At 50.8% G+C, this 21,054-nt stretch carries 16 protein-coding genes; all 16 read right to left on the bottom strand.

Annotated elements, in window-relative coordinates; translation table 11 throughout:
* Positions 1-424: 424 nt before the first annotated feature.
* The 16 genes from ACLHIL_RS05495 to ACLHIL_RS05420 all read right to left on the bottom strand — a co-directional run bounded on the left by ACLHIL_RS05495 (position 425) and on the right by ACLHIL_RS05420 (position 20,553).
* The gene (locus ACLHIL_RS05495) at positions 425-1,264 is read right to left on the bottom strand and encodes an HpcH/HpaI aldolase/citrate lyase family protein (protein WP_411296950.1); all 840 of its coding nucleotides are present in this window, start codon (positions 1,262-1,264) and stop codon (positions 425-427) included.
* Complete coding sequence (locus ACLHIL_RS05490; protein WP_411296949.1) at positions 1,264-2,472, bottom strand: CaiB/BaiF CoA transferase family protein; 1,209 nt, start codon at positions 2,470-2,472, stop codon at positions 1,264-1,266. The genes ACLHIL_RS05495 and ACLHIL_RS05490 overlap by 1 nt, the downstream gene beginning before the upstream one ends.
* Complete coding sequence (locus tag ACLHIL_RS05485) at positions 2,469-4,457, bottom strand: formylglycine-generating enzyme family protein (RefSeq protein ID WP_411296948.1); 1,989 nt, start codon at positions 4,455-4,457, stop codon at positions 2,469-2,471. The genes ACLHIL_RS05490 and ACLHIL_RS05485 overlap by 4 nt, the downstream gene beginning before the upstream one ends.
* Positions 4,458-4,473: 16 nt before the next feature.
* Positions 4,474-5,358 carry a ribokinase gene (locus ACLHIL_RS05480; protein ID WP_411296947.1) on the bottom strand — a complete coding sequence of 295 codons (885 nt, stop codon included), beginning with the start codon at positions 5,356-5,358 and terminating at the stop codon, positions 4,474-4,476.
* Positions 5,351-6,700, bottom strand: coding sequence for an ADP-ribosylglycohydrolase family protein (locus ACLHIL_RS05475; protein ID WP_411296946.1), 1,350 nt, complete (start codon positions 6,698-6,700; stop codon positions 5,351-5,353). Before ACLHIL_RS05475 ends, ACLHIL_RS05480 begins: the two co-directional genes overlap by 8 nt.
* On the bottom strand, positions 6,697-7,866 hold the full coding sequence (locus ACLHIL_RS05470; RefSeq protein ID WP_411296945.1) for an ADP-ribosylglycohydrolase family protein: 1,170 nt from the start codon (positions 7,864-7,866) through the stop codon (positions 6,697-6,699). Before ACLHIL_RS05470 ends, ACLHIL_RS05475 begins: the two co-directional genes overlap by 4 nt.
* A gap of 55 nt (positions 7,867-7,921) precedes the next feature.
* Positions 7,922-9,193 carry an ABC transporter substrate-binding protein gene (locus ACLHIL_RS05465; protein WP_411296944.1) on the bottom strand — a complete coding sequence of 424 codons (1,272 nt, stop codon included), beginning with the start codon at positions 9,191-9,193 and terminating at the stop codon, positions 7,922-7,924.
* A gap of 19 nt (positions 9,194-9,212) precedes the next feature.
* On the bottom strand, positions 9,213-10,040 hold the full coding sequence (locus ACLHIL_RS05460) for a carbohydrate ABC transporter permease (RefSeq protein WP_411296943.1): 828 nt from the start codon (positions 10,038-10,040) through the stop codon (positions 9,213-9,215).
* 1 nt (position 10,041) lies between these two features.
* Positions 10,042-10,941, bottom strand: coding sequence for a carbohydrate ABC transporter permease (locus ACLHIL_RS05455; protein WP_411296942.1), 900 nt, complete (start codon positions 10,939-10,941; stop codon positions 10,042-10,044).
* Between the two features lie 7 nt (positions 10,942-10,948).
* Positions 10,949-11,977 carry a LacI family DNA-binding transcriptional regulator gene (locus ACLHIL_RS05450; RefSeq protein WP_411296941.1) on the bottom strand — a complete coding sequence of 343 codons (1,029 nt, stop codon included), beginning with the start codon at positions 11,975-11,977 and terminating at the stop codon, positions 10,949-10,951.
* A gap of 341 nt (positions 11,978-12,318) precedes the next feature.
* Positions 12,319-12,942, bottom strand: a complete 624-nt coding sequence (locus tag ACLHIL_RS05445) for a methyltransferase family protein (protein ID WP_411296940.1) — start codon at positions 12,940-12,942, stop codon at positions 12,319-12,321.
* Between the two features lie 186 nt (positions 12,943-13,128).
* Positions 13,129-13,632 carry an adenylate kinase gene (locus ACLHIL_RS05440; RefSeq protein WP_411296939.1) on the bottom strand — a complete coding sequence of 168 codons (504 nt, stop codon included), beginning with the start codon at positions 13,630-13,632 and terminating at the stop codon, positions 13,129-13,131.
* A 752-nt stretch (positions 13,633-14,384) separates the two neighbouring features.
* Positions 14,385-15,014, bottom strand: coding sequence for an ABC transporter ATP-binding protein (locus ACLHIL_RS05435; protein WP_411296938.1), 630 nt, complete (start codon positions 15,012-15,014; stop codon positions 14,385-14,387).
* Between the two features lies 1 nt (position 15,015).
* Positions 15,016-17,034 (bottom strand): hypothetical protein, encoded by a 2,019-nt coding sequence (locus tag ACLHIL_RS05430; protein ID WP_411296937.1) that lies wholly within the window; start codon positions 17,032-17,034, stop codon positions 15,016-15,018.
* A gap of 109 nt (positions 17,035-17,143) precedes the next feature.
* Positions 17,144-17,491, bottom strand: coding sequence for a hypothetical protein (locus ACLHIL_RS05425; RefSeq protein ID WP_411296936.1), 348 nt, complete (start codon positions 17,489-17,491; stop codon positions 17,144-17,146).
* A 782-nt stretch (positions 17,492-18,273) separates the two neighbouring features.
* On the bottom strand, positions 18,274-20,553 hold the full coding sequence (locus ACLHIL_RS05420; protein WP_411296935.1) for a Cna B-type domain-containing protein: 2,280 nt from the start codon (positions 20,551-20,553) through the stop codon (positions 18,274-18,276).
* Positions 20,554-21,054 lie beyond the last annotated feature (501 nt).

Genomic DNA, 21,054 nt, shown 5'->3' with positions numbered 1-21,054 from the left:
TCCTCTTTTCGCCAATGCTATTACTCTTAAAAGGCGATGCGTGGATTAAATGCCCATACCTCAACCTTGTAGCACGGCGCGAGGATTCAGAATAGTTACGAAGAAATGGCGTAATGAGCTGACCAGAAAACGACGTAATTGCCGTAGCGAAGCGAGCTATGACGAGAGCCGTAAAGCACGCATGCCCCATCAAAAACCAGCAACCAGCTCATCAAAACAGGGCACGGGTAAAGCAACTCAACGTAAACCTCAACATAAACTCGGCAAAACCCACCAGAGCCTAGCTCTTACGCCCATCAGAGCCCAGTTCTTATACCCCTAGTTCTTACACCCCTAGTTCTTATGCCCGCCGGCATAGCCTCTCCTGACGCACATCCACAAACTGCGGAAACATGAGCGAAAACGAGCAGAAATAAGCGGAAACCTAAACTCTTCCGAGCACTCGCCTCGCTTCTTCCACCATCGCAACATCAAGGAAAGTTCCGTCTTCTAAAACGAAAGTACCGCTCCCCTGCTGAGCCGCTCCAGCAACACTGCCGATAATGCGTTGCGCTCGCTCACGTTCTTCTGCAGTGGCTTGAAACGCACGGCGAATAGTCTCCAATTGTTTAGGATGAATTGCAGCTCGACCAACGAAACCTAGATCTCGCCCCTGAGCGCAGGATAGCGCTAGCCCGTCAAGATCTCTCACATTCGGATAGACGGACATCGCTGGGGAACGCAATCCAGCAGCCCGACTCGCTACAACAATACGAGAGCGCACCCACGATAATCCCGCTGGATCGCTAACCCCTAAATCAGATCGTAAGTCTGCCTCACCGAGACCTAACGACTCGACAGAGGGCGAGGCTTGGGCTAACAGATAAGCATTCTCAACCCCAATGGCAGACTCAATCAACAGGGTCAAGGATTTACCTGGGAGCTTCTCACCCAGGAGGCAGACCTGATCCGGGGATTCGACCTTAGGCACGCGCACCGAAACATGCGAAAGTTGTTGCACGACCATACAGTCATCGTCGAACCAGGGGCTATTGATCGCGTTGATGCGGATTTCAGTGGGGCGATCTGGATGCTCACTGAGAAGGTGAAGATTCTTACGCGCCTCGGCTTTCTTCTGCGGAGCAACCGCATCCTCCAAATCCACAATGACCCTATCCGCTTTCGTTGCGAGCGCTTTAATAATACGGTCAGGGCGATCACCAGGTACGTAAAGCCAGGTGAGAGGAACTGCGTGAACGTACTCGTCTCGCATGGGCGCTACCACTAGATTGCTCCTTCGGTACGAAGAATATTTATATCCGCTTTATTGAAACCAAGTTCCTCAAGGACGCTATCCGTATCCGCACCGTGCGCTCTGCCTGTGAAAGAGATGGTCGCATCCTTCTCTGAATATCTAAAGAGAGGACCCTGCATCAGCATCTGACCAAAATCATTATCTTCGATCTTTTGGATGGCACCAATTGCATTCAGTTGCGGATCATTCACGATATCCTCGGCCGTATAAATCGGGGCAATGGCAGCCTGAGCCTGCGTGAAGGCCGCAATGACGTCATCCCTATCCCTCTGGGCAATCCACGATCCAACAGCCTCATCAAGTTCTTCTACATGCGCTGCCCTACCCGCACCTGTGGCGAACCACGGTTCGGAGATAAAATCCGGTCGCCCAACGAGATCAACAACGCGCTCGGCTATCGATTGAGCACTAGTTGACACTGCGACCCACTGCCGATCACGTGTTCGGTACACATTCCTTGGAGCGTTATTGCTTGACCTATTGCCGGTTCGAGGCTGGATTGTACGTAGCTGATCCCAACGCGAAATTTGAGGACCAAGAACTGCAAGCATGGGTTCGAGAATCGAGAGGTCAACAATCCCGCCTTTGCCTGTGCGGTCGCGATCATGAAGAGCAGTCATGACGGCATAGGCTGTGGCAAGGGAAGTGATCCCGTCAGCTAGCCCAAACGGAGGCAATGTCGGCGGACCATCGGGCTCCCCCGTCATGGATGCAAATCCACTCATCGATTCGGCAAGCGTACCGAAGCCAGGTCGGTGAGCATACGGCCCGAACTGACCAAATCCGGTGACACGGGCGAGAACAAGACGCGGGTTGCGTTCGTGAAGAACCTCCGGATCCAATCCCCAGCGTTCAAGGGTCCCCGGACGGAAATTCTCAATAAGAACATCCGCTCGTTCAACGAGTCGGAGGAATACGTCCTTCCCTGACGGAGAGGAAAGATTGCAGGTCACACATTCCTTGTTCCGGCCCAGAGTCTTCCACCACAGATTGACGCCATTCTTCGCAGCACCATGCCCCCGAGATGGATCCGGCTTGGAGGGATGTTCGACCTTAATGACGCGCGCACCAAAATCACCAAGATGCATGGCGGCAAGTGGCCCGGCAAACAAGGTTGATGCGTCGATCACCGTCAATCCCGATAGTGGCCCATCCTCGCGATTTCTTGAGACACTCACTTGTTTCTCCTATCAAATGCAACTCGGAATCCAATACGTTCTGATCGAGACATCCCCAATCCCATGAGGAGGAGTTTTGCGGAGAAATCCGGGGGACGCACGCCCGCATCGAAGTACCACTCCGATTCATCGTATTGCGCATCGGATCCACCCTTGAGGATGGCAAAACGACTCCTGCCGTCGGAATATTCTGATTCCGTCCAATTCCATACGTGCGGCTCCAGGCGCTGGAATCCTTGTTTATCTCCGGCTATCTGCCACTCATCTTCGGTAGGCAGACGGCCACCCACCCACTCGCAGTACGCGCGAGCATCTTCTAAGCTGACGAAACACACCGGCTCGTGACCACGCCCATTAACTCCGTCTTTCACATGGAGGAGAAAACGATTGGATACGGCTGGCTGGTATCCGCTTTCGCGGACGAAGTGCAGGAATTCGTCATTCGTCACTTCATGTTGGGCAACAATAACCGGATTATCCAAGGTGGTCACTCTTTCGAGCGTTCGCGGGTCATGCAGGCGTGGGACGAGAGGTTTCCATTCATCAACGTATGGCGCTCCGTCATACATCCCGGTTTCCCTACCCCGATAACGAACCGTCAGTACATACTCGCCAGGCTCAATGAGCACACCTGATTCGCCAGTATTCTTTGAACGGCTGGATTCATGGACTCGATGGACTCTCCGATGTTCGAACCGCGCATCATCAGATAACTCAATCGCGGAAACTTCGCTAGCAAGCTCAATCATGTCTGGATTTATTTCTCCCTGACTGGTCATAACCGCGGCGATTCCTCGTGCAGGGATCGTAATCGCAAGATGTTGTGCCACTGCACCAGTCATGAGATCAAGTTGTACGATTCCAGTTTCTTCTCGGATGGGTTTAAGCGTTATTGGGATTTCGGACCTGTTCACCAAGGCATATAAGGTGTCCGTTCCACGTTTCCACGACGAGCCAAAAACCAACTTGTCATCTGCATTGTCAGCACATTCAACGAGCGGCGTGAACTGTCCCTCAAGAAGGAAATGCGATAAAGATCGCTGAAGTGTCAACATCCTGGCAGCAGTTGATCGGTCGCGCTTATTCCATCCAACCCAGACACCAAAGACAACCTCCCACATCATGAGCCCCACTCCGTTCACCCAGGCCGACTGGATCTCTTCGGAGTGGTCGCGGTGCCATCGTCGAACATGGTGGAGCATGTGGCGCCGCTCGAAGAAATGGCTCTTTAACACACCAGGTACTGGGGAATCCGCAAAAAACTGCGCCCAGGAGGCGCCGTGGTCTTCAATGCGGGCAAGCAGGACGCGCGATTCCCCTTCGAGAACAATGCCTGGCTTGGCCCGTTCTAATGCCTCAACAAGCTCGGGTTCCGCCGTTTTAAGGGTGTCAAGGAATACCGCATCCGCTCCCAGATCTGCTACCAGAGCAGCAAGCTCTTCAACATCCGCCTTTCCTCTTCGCGTTTGGGTATCCCACGGGTTGTAGTCAACACCGACCCGCACTCCTGCTGCATGGAACTGTGCTATGAGTTCTTTTAAGCCGGGGATCTGCCTGTAATAGTCCCATTGATTCCGGTCGTCAAGACCAATAACGGGATACGCGTGCCACAGGACAACTGCATCTAACCCGCCCAACCGTTGCCGAGCATCCGCCAGGAATTTCTGTGGCGTAAAAACATGATCCTCAAAGGAGTACAGCAATTCATCCCACAGCCATACCTGCGCCACAGCAAAACATGTTTGCGCCCACTGGCTCTCTATCCGGTCATATTGAGCCCCGGAATAGCAAAGCCTACTCCTAGCTTCTTCTCGCCACCGCTCAATCTGATCCCGCCACCGCTCAACGTCGGCCCGTGAGGCGGGCGCAGCAAGAATCTTTGCCTCATCAAGCACCGAAAGATCAGCCTCATCGTCAAGTGGTACCTCTGTTGGCAGATCAATAGGTCGGGGTTGGAGCGAATCAAATGAATACCTGATAACCACAGCATTACTCTTTCCACTACTGCTCTTCGGCGTTGATTACGTCATCAAGGTATGGGATCGCTGGTTGAGCTCCCTTTTTCGTTACGCAGAGCGCTCCCGCAATAGTTGCGCGCCGAACAGCTTCAACTAGCGTGTCACCACGAGCAAGACCAGCAGCCAGGTATCCACAGAACGTATCTCCTGCCCCGGTCGAATCTACGGCACAAACCTCATACGGTTCGATCAGGACGTTCTCGTTACCCTGCTCAGCAACAAGGGCCCCGTTCTTGCCGAGAGTCATAACCACAGCCGGATACGTCGCACCGAGGATCTCAATAATCTCGTCCCGATCAGTATGCTCGGCGAGCGCAGCCCCTTCATGCTCATTAACAACAAGCACATCAACCCGTCTCGCCACATCCGCAGGAAGATCAGTAACCGGCGCAACATTAATGATGACTTTCGCATCGCCGACGCGCTCAAGTGCCGCCTGTACAACACGCATCGGGATCTCAAGAGAGAAAAGAATAACGCGAGCTTCTATTTCGAGATCCTTAGCGCCCTCTAAAAGTTCCTCTGATTGGTTTGCGCCAGCAATAACGACGATTGAATTCTCGCCATCTTCCGATACGGCAATATACGCAGCGCCAGTCGGCTGGGCAGAACTCACCGAGGAGGAGACGTCAATCCCGTCACCTTCTAACGCAGCGCGCAGCATTGCGCCCGCCTCATCCTGACCAAAAGCAGAAAGAAATGCAGTTTTAGCACCGGCTCGAGCGGCAGCAATCGCCTGGTTGGCACCCTTGCCACCACCAATTTTATCGATGGTGTATCCCAGAATTGTTTCTCCTGGTTTAGGAATAGTTGGAACGCTAAGAACGGTATCCAGATTTGAACTACCGATAACCATGACGTCATACATGAGAAATTCTCTCCCCGAGATCAATAGTGCGTGAAATAACTTCGCTGACGTGAATCTCGTTCATGCCTGGAAGCGATGTGCGCAAGAATCCGTGGATAGGGTCGGTCCAGGCGCGGTCAATCTTGGCAGTACCGCCGAGCGCACCGGCCACACTTCCAACCGTGGCTCCCACCGAATCGGTATCCCACCCCGCCGATACGGCAGCCCCAATTGAGGCAGTAAAGTCTCCTTTTCCAACGGTGAGAGCGAAACTGATCGTTGCCGCGTTATTGAGGACGTGGACCCAGTGATAGTGACCGAAATCAGCATGGAGCCGATCAAGACCTTCCCTGAGGGTGCCCGCGTCGCGACCTATCTGCTCTCCGCTACGCACTGCCTGTGCCAGTAAAGACGTAGGTGGGATAACAGTGAGAGATCGTTCGATTGCCTCTTCAGCGCTATCAGCAGTCATGGCGGAGGAGGTCAAGGCAGCCGCCCACATCTCTCCATACACACCATTACGAGTGTGGGATACTCGCGCATCTCGCCACGCCATCTCCGCTGCTTTCGCTTCATTACCCGGATTAACCCAGCCAAATACGTCAGCTCGTATGAGAGCGCCAATCCATTCACGGAACGGATTTATGTATATAGCAGACTCTGGTACCGGCCGAGCATCGAGAATATTGCGGTAAGCGGCACGTTCCGCAGTAAAAACGCGACCAGCACTGAGATTAGCAAGCCAGAGATTAACCACATCATCACTGGTAAAGTCTGGCCCTTTCTCTTCGAGGAGACTCAGAGCGAGGAGCGGATAGTTAATGTCGTCATCCTCGGGCATACCGTTAATGTTCTCTTTGAGGCTCGTCGGCCGGGAACGCCTATTCCACGGCCAGCGCACGGAGATCTCCTCAGGCAAGCCCTTAGCAGTGAAATATGAGCTGATTGGCCAATTTCCAGTGGCACGTGCGATTTCCTCGACCCCCTGGCGCGGAATTTTCTCGACGGGTTTACCCAACAGACATCCCACCAGCCTGCCGTGCCACGCCCCTGCAACCCGACGTTCATAATCTGCTCGGCTTATTGGACGCGGCTCTCGTATAGCAGCAGCGCGATATGGAGCATAAATCGCTTCGGTTCTCGCTGGGCTCTCAACGTCCTGTAGGGCATGAAGAATCTTCCGCGCAATTACTCGTCGCTCGACTGGAGCGGCAACGGCAGACGCGCCAGATACTTCTGGGATGAGGGATCCGCCGGCATCAACCCATACCTTTTCAAACTCAGTAGTATCCACACCTTCCTCACGCAGAGCAACAAACTCGTGCGGAACAAGATCTTCAGGCTGCGCCCAGGTTAATCTCACGATAGGACTCCCCGCACTGTTTCAAAATTGAGCTTTGTTTCGAGGAGTGTGCGAAGACGGGCAACATCAGCCTCAATAATGTCTCTTGCCGCATCAGCGATCTTGTCGCCAAGGCCAAGAATGTCTAGTTGACTTGCGGCACCAATATCATCGATCCAATCTTTTGGAATAGATTCAAGACCAGTGAGTCCTGCGCACACTGCTGCCGTCATGACGGCAATCGAATCCGAATCGCGCCCATAGTTAACCGCACAGACGATAGCATCTCGGGTATTTCCCGAATAAACAAGCGATAATCCCAGAGCCACTGGAAGTTCTTCGATTGCTTTGGTTCGCGACGGTCTGCGGGCGTCGGAGCTCATTTCTCGGTATGCATCTCCGACGGTATCGTAGGGGCGTATCGCGTCACGTAGAGCAGAATTAATATCAGCTAGGTTGGTCGAGTTGAGGCCGGCAGATCGCAAGGAGCGCGCACACTCCGCAACCGCAATGATCGCCTGTCGCGTCCCATCATGGCTAAGCTCAATCGCGCAATCAACAACCTCATCTATTGATTCAGCTACCATCGCTTGGGCAACAGCGGCAGCAAAGACACCGGCGGCCTCCCGGCCGTATGACGACTGGTGCGCTCCAGATAAGTCAATGGCCTCCGCGTAAGCCCCGGCAGCATCCCCCGCATTGACGATTCCCACCGGAGCCATATACATTGCAGCGCCGCAGTTTACGATGTTCCCGACTCCCGCTTCACGGGGATCAATATGACCATAGTGGAGCCGCGTTACAATCCATTTCTCCGCGAGAAAGAGCCGTTGCAGAGGGATTCGCGACTCCTCCAGTTCAGGGATCCATACTTCCTCGCCAATCAACCTTGGGACAATTTCCGACGCCATATCGTAGGCAGTTAAGTGCCGACGGACTGAGGCGTACACATCAATGAGAATCCTGGTCATAAGCGTATCGTCGGTCACGTGCCCATCGCCCTTGTGGTAGGGGGCGATAGGTCGCGCTGTTTTCCAGTCCGAATAGTAGGGCTCAACTATTCCGGTAACCGGACCGCCCCACCTTTGCCGAATTTGCTCCGGCGACCATCCCTCGGTAGCGCCGCCGAGAGCATCTCCGACAGCCACACCGGCGATGACGGCTCGTGACTTTTCGCGGATTCCCATTGATGTGACCCTTCTTCTGTGCGGTTTTAATACAGCAGTTTCGTCTTTTATTTACCTAGTGGGTTATAGTGTTCCACCCGCTGGTCAAGGCCTCCTGGAGTTGTGCGGCATCAATTTCCTGAGCGAAGTACTTCTGGTAGGCCGGGGTGGCAACTGTGTCTTTCCACTGTGCGTAGTGGTCCGCAAAGAGGTAGGGAGCGGAGACCATATACTGACCTGAGGAGAGAATGGTCTTCCAATTGTCGTCGCCGCCAAGGGACTCAGTCATACGCTTTTGAGCCGACTGCGAAGGCGGAATGAGAGCATCTGCCTTGTTGATCGTGGCAAGGTTTTCCGCCTTTACGAAATAGTTGATAAATGCTGCCGACTCTTCGACATGCTCAGAATCAATGTTTACCGAGAGAGTCTGCGGGTTTGCTGATTGACCAGCACCTGCCGTGCCCTTGAGCGGAGGCAAGACGACCCAATCGAAGCCTTTGGGAGCATCTACCGCAATATTGGCGGCCTGGTAAGAGCCCTGGATCGTCATGGCAACTTTGCCGGCGTAGAAGCTAGCTAGCACCTCAGAACCCGATTGGGTTAGAGATAGCGGGAAAAGGGTCTTGTCCACGTAGGCCATGTCGTGGATTATGTTAGGAATAGCCAGCTCTCCTTCGCCCACGTTGATACGCACATCTTCCCCAGTGCCTTCGAAGAAGTTGCCGTCGAATTGCGGGCCCATAGCCATCATTGCAGCGGTAGGCGACTTGAGCCCCCAGGCAAGACCGTAGGTATCTGCATTTGTCGTCGCTTTTGCAATGTTCCGCAGTTCATCCCAGGTCATTGTTTCGCCGTGCGGGATCTCAATTCCGGCTTTGTTCAAAATGCTCTTATTAGCAAACACCATGTAGGACTGGAGTTCTGTTGGCGCGGCAACGACTTTCCCATCCACGGTCACTGACTCCATGATCCCTTTGGGGACATCGGCGACAAAGTCTTTATCAAGGAGTCCAGAGAGGTCTGCGAGGTATCCATCGCGAGCAAAGGGGATGATTGAAGCAGCCTCATAATGGATGATGTCGGGAGCTGACCCAGAGTTGAACTGCGTTATGAGCTTGTCGTAGATGCCGTCCCAGCCGGCAGGAATGATCTCAACCTGGATATTGGGATTGTCCTTGTTCCAGGTGTCAACAATCTGTTTCGTTACCTCGATTGTGGCTGGTTGATCGGAGAGCGATTGGAAGCTAAGCCGGATCGGCTCTCCTTCTGCGGATTTTTCGTCCGCACCGCAGGCGGCAAGGCCAATTGCCGCCGCCATCACCGTTATCAGAATCTTGTATGTGCGCATGGTTTTCCTCTCTTTACGGTCAGCCTTTGACCGCGCCGGACATTAGCCCGGAGATTAGTTTTCTCTGCATGATTGAAAAGAAGATGATGGATGGAATAGCGGCAAGAACCGAGCCAGCCGCTAATGGACCGAGGGCCACTTTGCCCTCACCACCGATAAACATCTTCAGCGTGATTGGTAGTGTGTAATTTTCTGGAGATTGGAGTAGAACGAGAGCGAAGAAAAACTCGTTCCACGAGGAGACAAAAGCAAACAGCGCAGTCGCGACAGCTCCGGGTGCCAGTAACGGGAAGACAATTTGCCTGAGTACCTGGTATCTCGAAGCGCCATCAATCGCTCCCGCTTCCTCAAGATCAATCGGAATATTTGCCACGTATCCCTGCAGCATCCACAGCGCGAACGGGAGGGTATAGGTCGTATGCACAAGAGTGAGCCCGATCAGAGAGTCAGCCAGATTGATTGACCGCAGAATGAGGAACAGCGGAAGAATAATCAGGATGACTGGGAACACCTGGCTAATCATGACCCATCCGGTGCCAATCATCCGTATTGCACCCTTGTATCTGGCCAGTAAATATGCTGCAGGCATGGATATGAGTACGACGAGAGCAGTTGACGCGAGAGCGACAACGAGCGAGTTCCACGATGACCTGATAATTCCTTGCTTCTCAAGAGCGACCGAATAGTTGGATGCCGTGAAGTCTTGAGGTATGAGGTTGACCGATAGCGAATTGAGCTCGCCAGATGATTTGAATGAGGACGAGATCAGCCACAGAAGGGGAAAACCAAGGAATACGATAAACCCGACGAGGAGCGTGTACTGGCTGGCGCGCGTAACCTGTTTCATCTTACTTCTCCTTGTCTTCGCGGAGCTGAAGTTTGAGGTATAGCGCGAGCAGGATTGTCACGATGACTACTAGAACGAGACCCATTGCCGCCGCGTATCCGATGTTTCGGTTCTTGAATGCCTCGATATATGTAAAAAGCATCGGCAGCATGGTGCGACCTCCTGGGCCGCCTTCGGTGAGCACATAAACAAGCGAAAACGAATTGAAATTCCAGATGAAATTAAGCGAGGCAATGGCCGCAATAATCGGAGTAAGGGACGGGAGTGTCACGTGTCGGAATCGTTTCCAATTATTAGCACCATCAATCTGTGCGGCTTCATTTATCTCCGGTGGAATCTGCTGCAAACCAGCGAGCAACGTAATGGTCGTTTGCGGCATCCCAACCCATACTCCAACAACGATTACCGCAGGGAAAGCTGTTGAGAAGCTACCCAGCCAGTTTGTGCTATCCGGCAGACCTATCGACCCGAGGAATGCATTGATCGGGCCTGCATTCGGCGAGTAAAGCATCCGCCACATGATGGCGACAACAACCGGCGGCATCGCCCACGGTATCAGAGCGAGCACTCGAGTAAAGCTGCTGAAGCGAAGGTTGGAGTTAAGGAGCAAGGCTAGGATCATCCCGAGCACCATCTGCAACAACGTGACGGAAACCGCCCAAATCAAGCCGATTTTGAACGAGTTCCAGAACATGCCGTTCGACATAAGATCGTGGAAGTTATCCAGACCAACGAAATTGTATTCTGGTTTTCGCACAAGCCGCGCATCCGTAAACGCAAGTCCGATGCCGATAATGAGCGGCACAACCGAAAAGATCAGAATGGGGATCAAGGAGGGGATCGCAAGAAAGAGTGCTTCCTTTCTTCGCTCTCGCCCACGAAATGACGTTACAGAAGCCATCTGGTTGTCACATCCATCCTGTTGATTCAGCAATAATGAGTTGCGGCTCCAAGAACGTTGAACGCGCAACTTTGGTGGGAGTATCGAAATGGGAGAGGAGGGATTCCGCAGCAAGGCGACCCCGCTCCCCCGCTCGTAGAGATACAGAAGTCAGTGTGGGGGTGACGAGCTTTCCCAGTTCAATGGCATCCATTCCCGTGACGGCAACATCTCTCGGAATTAAGAATCCTGCGCTCATAAGCTCCCTCATAACACCTATGGCAAGCAGGTCGTTCGCCGCAATGACAGCTCTTTTCACGTCACTAGCAGGTTTATCCTCCCACAGCCGCGCGATCCTCCTTCCAGCATGAGAACCTGCTTCCAGATTGAAATCTCCAACCCGTATCGTCCGTGCCGAGGAAATCTCAGAACCTAGCTGTTCCACAATGTCATCGAAACCCATTTGCCGAGCGGCACCCGGTCGGGTATCAAGGGGACCGTTTACGAAGATGAGATCTTTGCACCCGCGATCCACTACATGCCGCACCGCCATGCCAATTCCAAGTGCAGAATCAGTCGTTATGGTTTCAATGTCACCGTCATCCACCGGACTTCCGATCACCACCACAGGAATCTCGCTCTTCTTAAGTGCCTCGACAAGTTCATCACTGATACGAAGCACCGACAAGATCGCCGCATCAACCGAGCCGTTGGCAAAGGATCTGACAAAATCAATTGCATCTCGAGGGTCTGACCCTATCTGCGCCACGGTTACCCGATAACCCACCGGCGAGAGAACGTTTGTTAGCTCTTTCATCATCTCGACGTAAGCCGGATTACCAATATCAGGAACTGCGAATGCGATCGTCATCGTCTTGCCTTCGCGCAACGCACGCGCCCGCAAATTGGGGACATAACCGAGTTCCTCGGCCGCTTCAAGGACCTTGCGCGCAGTTGCACCGCTTGCACCATTGCCTCGCATTGCGCGCGAAGCAGATCCGAGCGAAACGCCAGCATACGCCGCAACCTCAGTTAGGGTCACTTTCTTTCTGGCCATGATCTCACCTTCGAGAATTGAAACGTTTCCAATTTTTGGCTTGATAGAAGTTTTGCAGACTGCCCGAATCGTGTCAAGCACATTTTTCGAATACGCACTATTTCAAACTTGCCACCCCTGCGCCCCACACAATAATTGATCCCAGCAATGGCATATAAACAATAAGATTCGCCTCGGCCTTATCGCCGCTTAAGCCAGCACCACTTCAGCTTTTCCCAATAACAAATTGGCACGTCTTGGATTTCGGGCTTTTTCCTTGGCCGCTTCGAAAAGAATTGGGTTGTAGCCAAAGATATTCCCAGGAATTCACGGCAGGTCTGCAGAAAAGCACCAATAAATCATTAATACACACCTGGAAACAAGCGGTATTTTACTTTCTGGCAATAATCCATAAATTCAGCGTGGAACTGGTTTTGCAAGGCCCTTTCTTCCACGTGAATTCTTAGCCCGTAACATATTGCGCATACCAATATCGTAGATATAGTGGCGATCACCGATCTGTAGACGAACGTGGCACCGATCAAACTGACAATACTTCCAGTGTAGGCAGGGTTCCTCACCCACTGGTAAAGCCCACTTTGAATCAGATGCTGGTCGCTGGTTGTCTGCACATTGTGCGTAAAGGCATGGCGCAAAGTAATGACTGCAAGGCAACGAATCACAACACCTACAACGATCAGAACCAAACCGAGGTAATAAATAATATGAGGGAAAAGCAGATTTTGAACCCAAGATGGCATATCGGTATCTCTGAAAACTATTCCCGACGCAACACCCCAACACCACGCACCAATAATTAACCAAAGCGTCAGATCTCGGCTATGTTTCCGCTGAGCAAATGAGGTATAAAACCAGATAGCAAGCTCAGAAATCCACAGCAACGCCACCACACAACAGGCGATATACGCTTCCTGCGAAGTGGCAAACAGATTCATGTCTTTCGCATCGATATTAAATATGTCCATATTTACCTGCTTCTAACGTCGCTCTCACCTGTAAAACTAGGTAAAACATTACCTTTACTAGCCAGTAAGGTACAGGAAAATCATTACTTGCCTCCCCGTTTTTGCTTAGCCGCTCCGATAGCTTTATTACCCAAAATTCAGAGATACTGCACGGAACTGAGGCACAAGCCCCTCTTAAAGCACAATCTACTTTTGACAAAGCGCATTTAAATACATTGTGGCTTCATCGCGACTTTTGAAATGGTAAACCTCTTTACCCGAACAGGTACCTAATAAGGCGGAAATCTTTTGCCTTCCGCTCTTATGAAAATCCCGAATAAAGCTTACAAGCTCTTCAAAGGTCTCGTCATTTTCGTTTTCTTTCCACGGTAAATCTGGACGAAACTTTCCGCTTCTTTCTTTCACTCCGGCGATACAAACGTCTAATGGATAGTCTAAGAAAAATATCGTATCGGCAAACAGCAGCCGTCGTTCCAGGGTACTTTCGTAGTTACCGTCAATAATCCAATTATCCGTGTTAAGGATCTTCTCTTGGCGACCTTTGAAAATACTTGCTGGCACGAAAGTTTTATCCTCGTTCCAGAACAATAAATCTAGATGATGAAGGGGCAAACCCACTATTCCATGTAATCGGCGAGCGAATGTACTTTTGCCAGCTCCTGGGCAACCAATGACAAGTACTTTTCTCATTTGCCCCCCCCTTAGCAAAACCGACGATGATAATCATCTCTGATCTAATCTAGCTGGCAAAATGCAACCTCGCCCCTTGCCCGTCAAAACACCAAAAGCAAAATCAGCAATTCAGCCCCCCCCGAACGACCTCTGAGGGCCCTCATTGCCATCCACATTTCCTATCCGCCATCACAACATCGGCTTTACTATCCCTGAATTCAGGTTATTTTTAGAAATACTACATAGTCACATATAGCCATTATTAGAATTTCTCTTGATCTATTCCCCTATCAAGCATACAATGACGAATGAGAGAGATCTCACACTCGTCAAAGAGCGAAGTGCAGAGTCGCACTAGTTCCACACGAAGCTTGCTTCGCGCACGCATCAGAAAGTCACATACTTTCTGATTAAAAACACATTAAACATAGAGGAGTGGCGAACCCTATCTTCGAAATCTCACAAGCCGCTGATGAGGAGGATACCTAATGACCGCTGCAACAATTACAGGCCCCATCGTCATAATCTTGCTAGCGATAATTGCGATAGCTCTCGTTTTACTATGTGTAAAGATCTGGCGTTACATAGACGCAAAACAGAGCAACACACATGATCCCCACAGAGCTAGACCATCTCGCACCCCATAAACCAATAGAGAAATCTTAATGTTAATGGAAATAAGCGATGTAGGCGGATTGGATGAAAGCGAAAACTCTTCTCTCATCCAATCCGTCCGCGTTTCGTGCTCTCAAAACTCCTAGCACCGTTTTTCAATCAAGGGAAACAATCCTATCCGCATGACTAGCGACGATTGGGTCATGAGTGACGATCAGGAGTCCGGCATTGTTACGCTGGGTAACCGCAAACAATAGCTCAATAACTTCGTCACGCATATTGGGATCAAGGGAACCAGTTGGTTCATCAGCGAGAATGAGACGAGGATGGTTAATGAGAGCACGAGCCAAAGCAACTCGCTGTCTCTCACCCCCTGATAGATCTGAGCCGAGACGCGATGGTTCTACTCGTAGCTCTTTCAAAAGCTCAATCGCTTCGTCGGTTACATGGCTATCGCTCTTATTAGCAAGTAATCGAGGCAGGATGACATTTTGCTCTGCAGTGTACGTGGAGAGAAGCTCTCCATGCTGAAAAACTGTGCCGATAGTTGTGCTACGTAGCCGAGCGAGATCGTCGTATTTTATCTTATGAACATTGATACCATCGACGAGGACCGTCCCAGATAAGGGGCGATGCATTCCCAGAACCGTTGAAAGCAGAGTAGTTTTTCCAACACCAGAATGCCCCACAAGTACCACTGATTCCCCGCACTCAACATCGAACGTCATCGGCTGACACAGTGGACTCGTATATCCGATAACCAAATCCCGAAGAGATAAAACCATCTTAGGATTCCTTTCCTGGTAACCAACGGACCGTTTCAGCCGCGATAGCACGGGAAATATGAATAAACTGAACGAAAGAAGCGAGGATCAGCATAGCTAGAAGCGCCGCGATAAACCCGAGTGGGAGTTCAAATGGAGAGACTCGAACATAAGAGTAGGACAGATACACCCCGATAAGTAACGCGAAGATTGATGAAATCATCGCAATGCGCACATGTTGTTTGGACAGCGTATGGCTTATCATATCCTTGGCCCCGGATAATGCAACGATTGCACTAATCTCGATGGCATACTTCCGGGCTTGGAGCGCTTGACTCACCAGTGTGACGTTAAGGAACAGCAGAGTGGCTATCGTAAAGAAAATCAAAACCCAACGAGAATGGTAGTTATAAATATCAGCTGCTGCTTTATCTCCAGCCCCAACCCATTCAACAGTCGGATAGTGAGCTACAGATTTAAGGCGAATAGGTGCGATCTGAGTCAAATCGACTCCGTTAGAGTCGGCAACATAAAAGGTCACTAGATTTGATTCCTCCGGCCCAATCCCTTCTGGAATAGAATCAGGGACATAGGAATTAACACTATGCTCAAGCTCAATGTCTAGATTATTCCTTCCCCTCTCAACCCTTGCAGTTCCTAGTACTCCGTCAGTATTTTCACCGTAGAACGTTGCCCCAACAAAGGAGTCCGGCATTACTTGAGTAAGGGAGGAAAAGAGTTCGGTAAAACACTCTGGGCGCATTTCGCAATCAATATTAACTTGAGCAATCCTGCCACGCGTCTCGCCATAATTCTTTCCCCACGGGCTATCACTTGAGACGACATAAAGACCAGAGATAAAGATTCCAACAATAAGCATCACGCCAGTGATCGAGCCACTTCGCGTTGCAAACCATGAATTCCTCGATACCCACTGCCACTGCAAACGATCAAATGTGAGTGGCGCTTTCTCACGAGCTTGACGAGAGAAGTAGAACTTCACCAGGTAAGACAAAGCCATCGGAAACCCTGCGGTCATCATCGCGCTACCCATAAGCAAAAGAATGAGCGCAGTCGAATCGGGGATAGCCTGATAGAAGATCGCCACCATAATAGTGACAAGAAATCCAACTACAAACGACCCCAACCACACGGAAGAACGCCACCAAACGATCTTCCGACGAGAACTTTTAATGGTAATCCCGATCTGTGGACGGAAAAATAAGACCACCAAGGTTATACCCGTGAGGATATCTGCTCCGAAAAGAGCGGAAAGATATGGGCGGATCGCTTCCGACCTAGCTATAAAATCAACTGGTAACGGCACGTCAAAAGCAATAAATAATACCTGGAAAAGAACCCCAATCAATATACCTAGAAGAAACGACGTACCAAGCTCGCGTAGATTTAATCGACACAGCTGCCTATATCGAGCCCCTGCGATCTGAAAGATCTGGGACTTGCGATACATGGCAATATGGCTGATAGACAAAGCCGCCATCGTCAATAACAGCAATGGCGGAATCAGGGTCACGCAGGCAAGCCCCGGCAACAGTTGCGACCAGGAATCGTAAACCACTTCACCATTGCGAAATCTAGCATCTGGACCAAAACCAGCCCCATACTCCACCCCTACGCCCGAATTGGCTCGGTCACGCAAGAGCTGCCCATCAGCGGGGCGAGCATACACGAGTGCCTCCTCGTCATGAAGAAGAATATCGGTGGATAGCACTCCGACGATCTTGCCAAACTGCGCAGTTACCAATGATTCATTCGCCTGCAAACGTGGGGAAATGACAACCTCACCTGGTCCAAGCGTTTTGCCAAATCCAGGAACACGTAATTGACCATTGAGTGGCTCGATAATAAAGTAAGGAACCACTGTATCGTCAATAGTGGTCGCACCGGAGATGAAAGCCATATCGGCAGTAGAGGCATCTGCTAAATAGTTCGGCGCGCGCTCCGCTGCTTTATTGAGACGCCAATGGGGCGATGCAAAACACAGCACCACAATCAATACTGTGGCAAACCACAGTGCCACCGTAGTAGCGATACTAAATCGAGCAAGCCTAAACATGATAGTGATATATGCTGACATTTTGCGCTGAATTTTTAGCGCAAAACGTCAGACAAATTAACCGATAACCTGCTTATTTCGGCGGAGTACCGATCCATCCTCCACAGTTAGACGGAAGAATGTAATACCTCGAGACACAAGGCTGAATACCGTTGACTTCCGCTGGAGCATTCATCGTCACTGTTGTATTGTATCCAGACTTATTTGAGAATCCTGAGCTTTGGCGCGCTTGATCAAAGCTGTAGTTAACTGACGGGAACTGATTATCATCCTGATTATCTTTTAGAGAAATAAATGAGCCGTTGGTATGAATCTCACTGCCATATTTCGTACCCGTATAGCTCAACCCATAAGCCGTGGTAATGGTTGAAAGCAGAAAAATTATAGATGCTGCAAAATATGCATTTCTTCGCTTGGACATACAATCACCTTCTTCGACTCAAATTAGAAGTTTCATCTTCGAAAGTTAAGGACAATCTAGTGACTCAAAATATGGATGTCAATACTTTTACGAAAGTTTCGGATGTCTCCTATTATATATGCAGGATAGAGCAGAAATCTCTGGTACTGCTATTTTCAATGACGAAAATTCCCAAGGAAAGATCTGACGACGATCCGCACGCGCTCATGACTGGGATTAGCACTATCCCGCTTACCATTGTCGAAGTTGAGCTAAAATGCAAAAGCTAGTCTCAGCTTTGTACATAAGCAAATAATTCCGACTCTCCGCGATTATTACCCTGTTTCCATCCATGCTTCCAAGCCCAATTCACTGTTTTCAATGGAGAAATATTTTAAGTAAATAGATGCGATTTTCCTGAGTCATAAGTCCGAAATGCAGGCTACCATAAAATTGCTCCACAATTTAACGACACACATTCATACACACACCCTGCATATACGAGGCCTCTTCTTTTCCCGAAAAAACAGCCTCATAAGCCAGCAAACACACAGCCATATCCCCTGCGTAAAAACTAATTGCCAGCTCGCCAGGAGTAATACACTGAAAACCGCCCACCCATGCCCTTTTATCCCGTCAGGCATTATCCTTCCGTTCTGAAACACCGCACATCTCTACGCACAAAGTAGCGAGGGCGACCTCGCAGCATTACTCGCTACAAGGCCGCCCTCGATACCTACCTGATAGATGATAGCTCTAGGCAAATCACAGCCTATGCCACCCTTCACACTTACTGAGGCATTTTAGGATCGCCATTCTCGCCGGCTATACCGCATAAAGCCAACTCCAACCGAACTCAATATGATCGCAGCATATAGCACCGTACCGACCACACCAATACCTGTTTTTGCCAGATGTGGAGGAGCAGGCGGCGTCGCCGGAGGTGTCGGCGGAGTCACGGGCGGCGTAGGCGGGGTCGGTGGAACAGGTGGGGTTGACGGCGGAGTATCAGGTGGAGTATTCGGCGGTTCTTCTGGCGGAATATACGTATTCGTCAGCGATACTTCCACGAGCGGAACCCCCGTCGTGGAATCCTCACCAACCGTGCGCTCCGTTGTCAGACTAAAACCTTCTGGAACATCCACCTCAACAACCGTATAAACATACGGCTCACCATCGGCACGATCACGCTCAAGCTCGGTCCATCGATAAACCCAATTATTTTCTGCATTTAGCTCGACGACATCACCCAGCGCTTCCCCGTCGCGTTCGAGCTGAACCTTAACCGAATCCGGGCGCTTCGTTTCATCACCTACCCAGGATTTCGCTACCCGAACATCCGTTAACGCCTCGTAGGTGACGTAGTAATGCTTGAAAACGGAAACCTTTCCTGTGCTTGGGTCAAACTCATAGTCAAAGACGGGCAGCTTTGATTCTTTCCCCTCGTTATAAAACTTATCGGTTGACTTTTGAAAATCATCAGCCACGTAACGATAACCAGGAATATCTTTAATAAGACCCTCATAAGTAGGTCGTTCCGTACTGTATGCACCCGGCCCAAACATCACATACTTATAGGGAAGCGTTTGGACGCTCCCATCCGACCCAGAAATTCGGAATGTAGTATCCAGTGGGAAAAGCGTTTCACCCGCGCCGTCCATAAACACCGCACTCTTCTCAGCAATTTGCTTGTTTTCCAGATCAGCAATGACGTGGTACTGCGCCATCTGTTCACGCTCCGTCAAGGGACTGTCCGATTCAGGAGCTGCGATACCTTGCGACTGGCGGTAATCCTTATCGAGAACATAACGCACGTCAATCCGAGGTAGCGGGAACGCACGGAACCCTTGGGCCTTTGCGCCGATACTTCCACTCGCTGACCCCGACGATCCAGAACCATGCGACCAAGCCGCGTAGGCAAAATTATCTGGCATTGTATATTCGATGGCGATGTAATGAACCGCTCCGCGCGCAACCTTCTTTTCGATCACTTTATGCCCCTGACGTGGCTCACTACGATCCGGAGCAGGGTAAGGATCAGTCGTATGCGTTCCATAGATCCGCTCAGCATCATCAAATCTGTTCGTGATCTGCCCATCAATCATTACTGAATCAGGCTTAAGGAAAGTAAAGAGCGCTTTTCCAGCGTCGTTCCGATCGAGAGCATAGACCCCGTCACCAGCCGGATGTGAACCCCAATAATGGAAACCGAATCCGACGCGCGTCTCGTTGCTCATGTCGTAACGCGCCTTCGACACGTCAACTTTCATAAAAACATACAGCTTTGCCCCTGGATTGATGGCAGCAGTCATCCAGGTGACTGGAACGCGCTCCATCTGACCCGTCACCGGATGCTTTTGCCAAAGCTGATACGTTAAATGATTTGTGCTAGAAGATGGCACGCGAGGTTCAAAGAACTCTTTATATTTAGGATCCATCCCATAAAAGTTCTCACTGGCAGCAAGGCGTTCGGCTTCCGGCAGCGCATTCCACTCATCGCTCCCAATTTCCGGATACTTGTTGACCGGCGGGATGAACGTACTGCCCGACTGCGTTGCTTGCGGTGTAACGTTCGCTGCCTCTTTTGCCAGCGAGGTAGCGGTATCTGGGTGCTGTGGTGTTTGCGGTGCACTAAGATTTGGCTGTCGCGCCTGTAACGCGCTGTTCGCAGGCTGTTCCCTCGGCAAAGCCCCACTATCTGCCAACTGCTTCAACAGATCCATTGATTGTGGGGACGCCGCCTCGTCAGTAGACCAAAGCTCAGCGTTATTGGGCGCGGCTCCCGCTTCGCCTGGTTTGATACTTTCGCTCACTGCCTCGCCATTAGCTATCTCGTCGCTCTCACGAGCGCTAGCAATAACAGGGTCATCCATCAACGATTCAGTCGTATCAGCAATGTCACCTGCAGTTTTAACGTCAAGAGTATTATCGCCACGAGACATCTCAGAAGATGAGTGCAATAAAGACGTCTGAGCTTGTGTACTCAGCTCGGCTTCAATGAGAGCAGATGCGGATTGCGTGGCATGCGCGGTTATAGCAGCGCCCTCATCATCAGCATAGACGGTGACTGAAGATGACATCATCCCCGTCAGTGCAAGGGGAAGTGCCGCTAGCGCAGCCGCCCTTGCTGAGATACATTTCCTCCGGAAGTGGTGAGTTTTCACGGAATACCTTTCTTGTTAATACACCTGAGACGCGGCGTATTAACAGTGCTGTGCTGTCTTTTGTTTGGATTGCTGTCCGGTGGATTCCAACCGTGCCAACAAAAATCGTTGCAGGTATATGGAAACCACCACCAGCATAACCTGCGAAGATAGATTAATCATCTGCGTTATGAAAGAACCGCGAGGGCGGTTTTTAATTATGTACGCCGTCGCCACGGGCATAACATGAAATTGCCGCATTACAGGCAAAAAATGACGGCAGGCACCGAATCAGGAATTTAACCATCTTAATGTTCTGTTAAATATAAGGTTTCATAGGGCGCGTACCTACCCCGCCGGCCAGAGCACACACTCAACCTGCCAAACAGGGCATGTACTGATTCCCAAACCCGTTCATTTCTTAACTGTGTAGCTAACTCA

The sequence above is a fragment of the Trueperella sp. LYQ143 genome (genome assembly GCF_046599595.1).
GTDB lineage: Bacteria > Actinomycetota > Actinomycetes > Actinomycetales > Actinomycetaceae > Trueperella.
The sequence above is the reverse complement of the archived record's forward strand: the minus strand, read 5'-3'. Positions and strand labels throughout refer to the sequence as shown.

Excerpts from the sequence above, each read along its gene's own strand:
- ACLHIL_RS05480 (WP_411296947.1), bottom strand. The coding sequence starts at position 5,358 with ATGTATGACGTCATGGTTATCGGTAGTTCAAATCTGGATACCGTTCTT.
- ACLHIL_RS05470 (WP_411296945.1), bottom strand. The coding sequence starts at position 7,866 with ATGGGAATCCGCGAAAAGTCACGAGCCGTCATCGCCGGTGTGGCTGTC.
- ACLHIL_RS05465 (WP_411296944.1), bottom strand. The coding sequence starts at position 9,193 with ATGCGCACATACAAGATTCTGATAACGGTGATGGCGGCGGCAATTGGC.
- ACLHIL_RS05460 (WP_411296943.1), bottom strand. The coding sequence starts at position 10,040 with ATGAAACAGGTTACGCGCGCCAGCCAGTACACGCTCCTCGTCGGGTTT.
- ACLHIL_RS05455 (WP_411296942.1), bottom strand. The coding sequence starts at position 10,941 with ATGGCTTCTGTAACGTCATTTCGTGGGCGAGAGCGAAGAAAGGAAGCA.
- ACLHIL_RS05450 (WP_411296941.1), bottom strand. The coding sequence starts at position 11,977 with ATGGCCAGAAAGAAAGTGACCCTAACTGAGGTTGCGGCGTATGCTGGC.
- ACLHIL_RS05445 (WP_411296940.1), bottom strand. The coding sequence starts at position 12,942 with ATGGACATATTTAATATCGATGCGAAAGACATGAATCTGTTTGCCACT.
- ACLHIL_RS05440 (WP_411296939.1), bottom strand. The coding sequence starts at position 13,632 with ATGAGAAAAGTACTTGTCATTGGTTGCCCAGGAGCTGGCAAAAGTACA.
- ACLHIL_RS05435 (WP_411296938.1), bottom strand. The coding sequence starts at position 15,014 with ATGGTTTTATCTCTTCGGGATTTGGTTATCGGATATACGAGTCCACTG.
- ACLHIL_RS05425 (WP_411296936.1), bottom strand. The coding sequence starts at position 17,491 with ATGTCCAAGCGAAGAAATGCATATTTTGCAGCATCTATAATTTTTCTG.
- ACLHIL_RS05420 (WP_411296935.1), bottom strand. The coding sequence starts at position 20,553 with ATGATGTCATCTTCAGTCACCGTCTATGCTGATGATGAGGGCGCTGCT.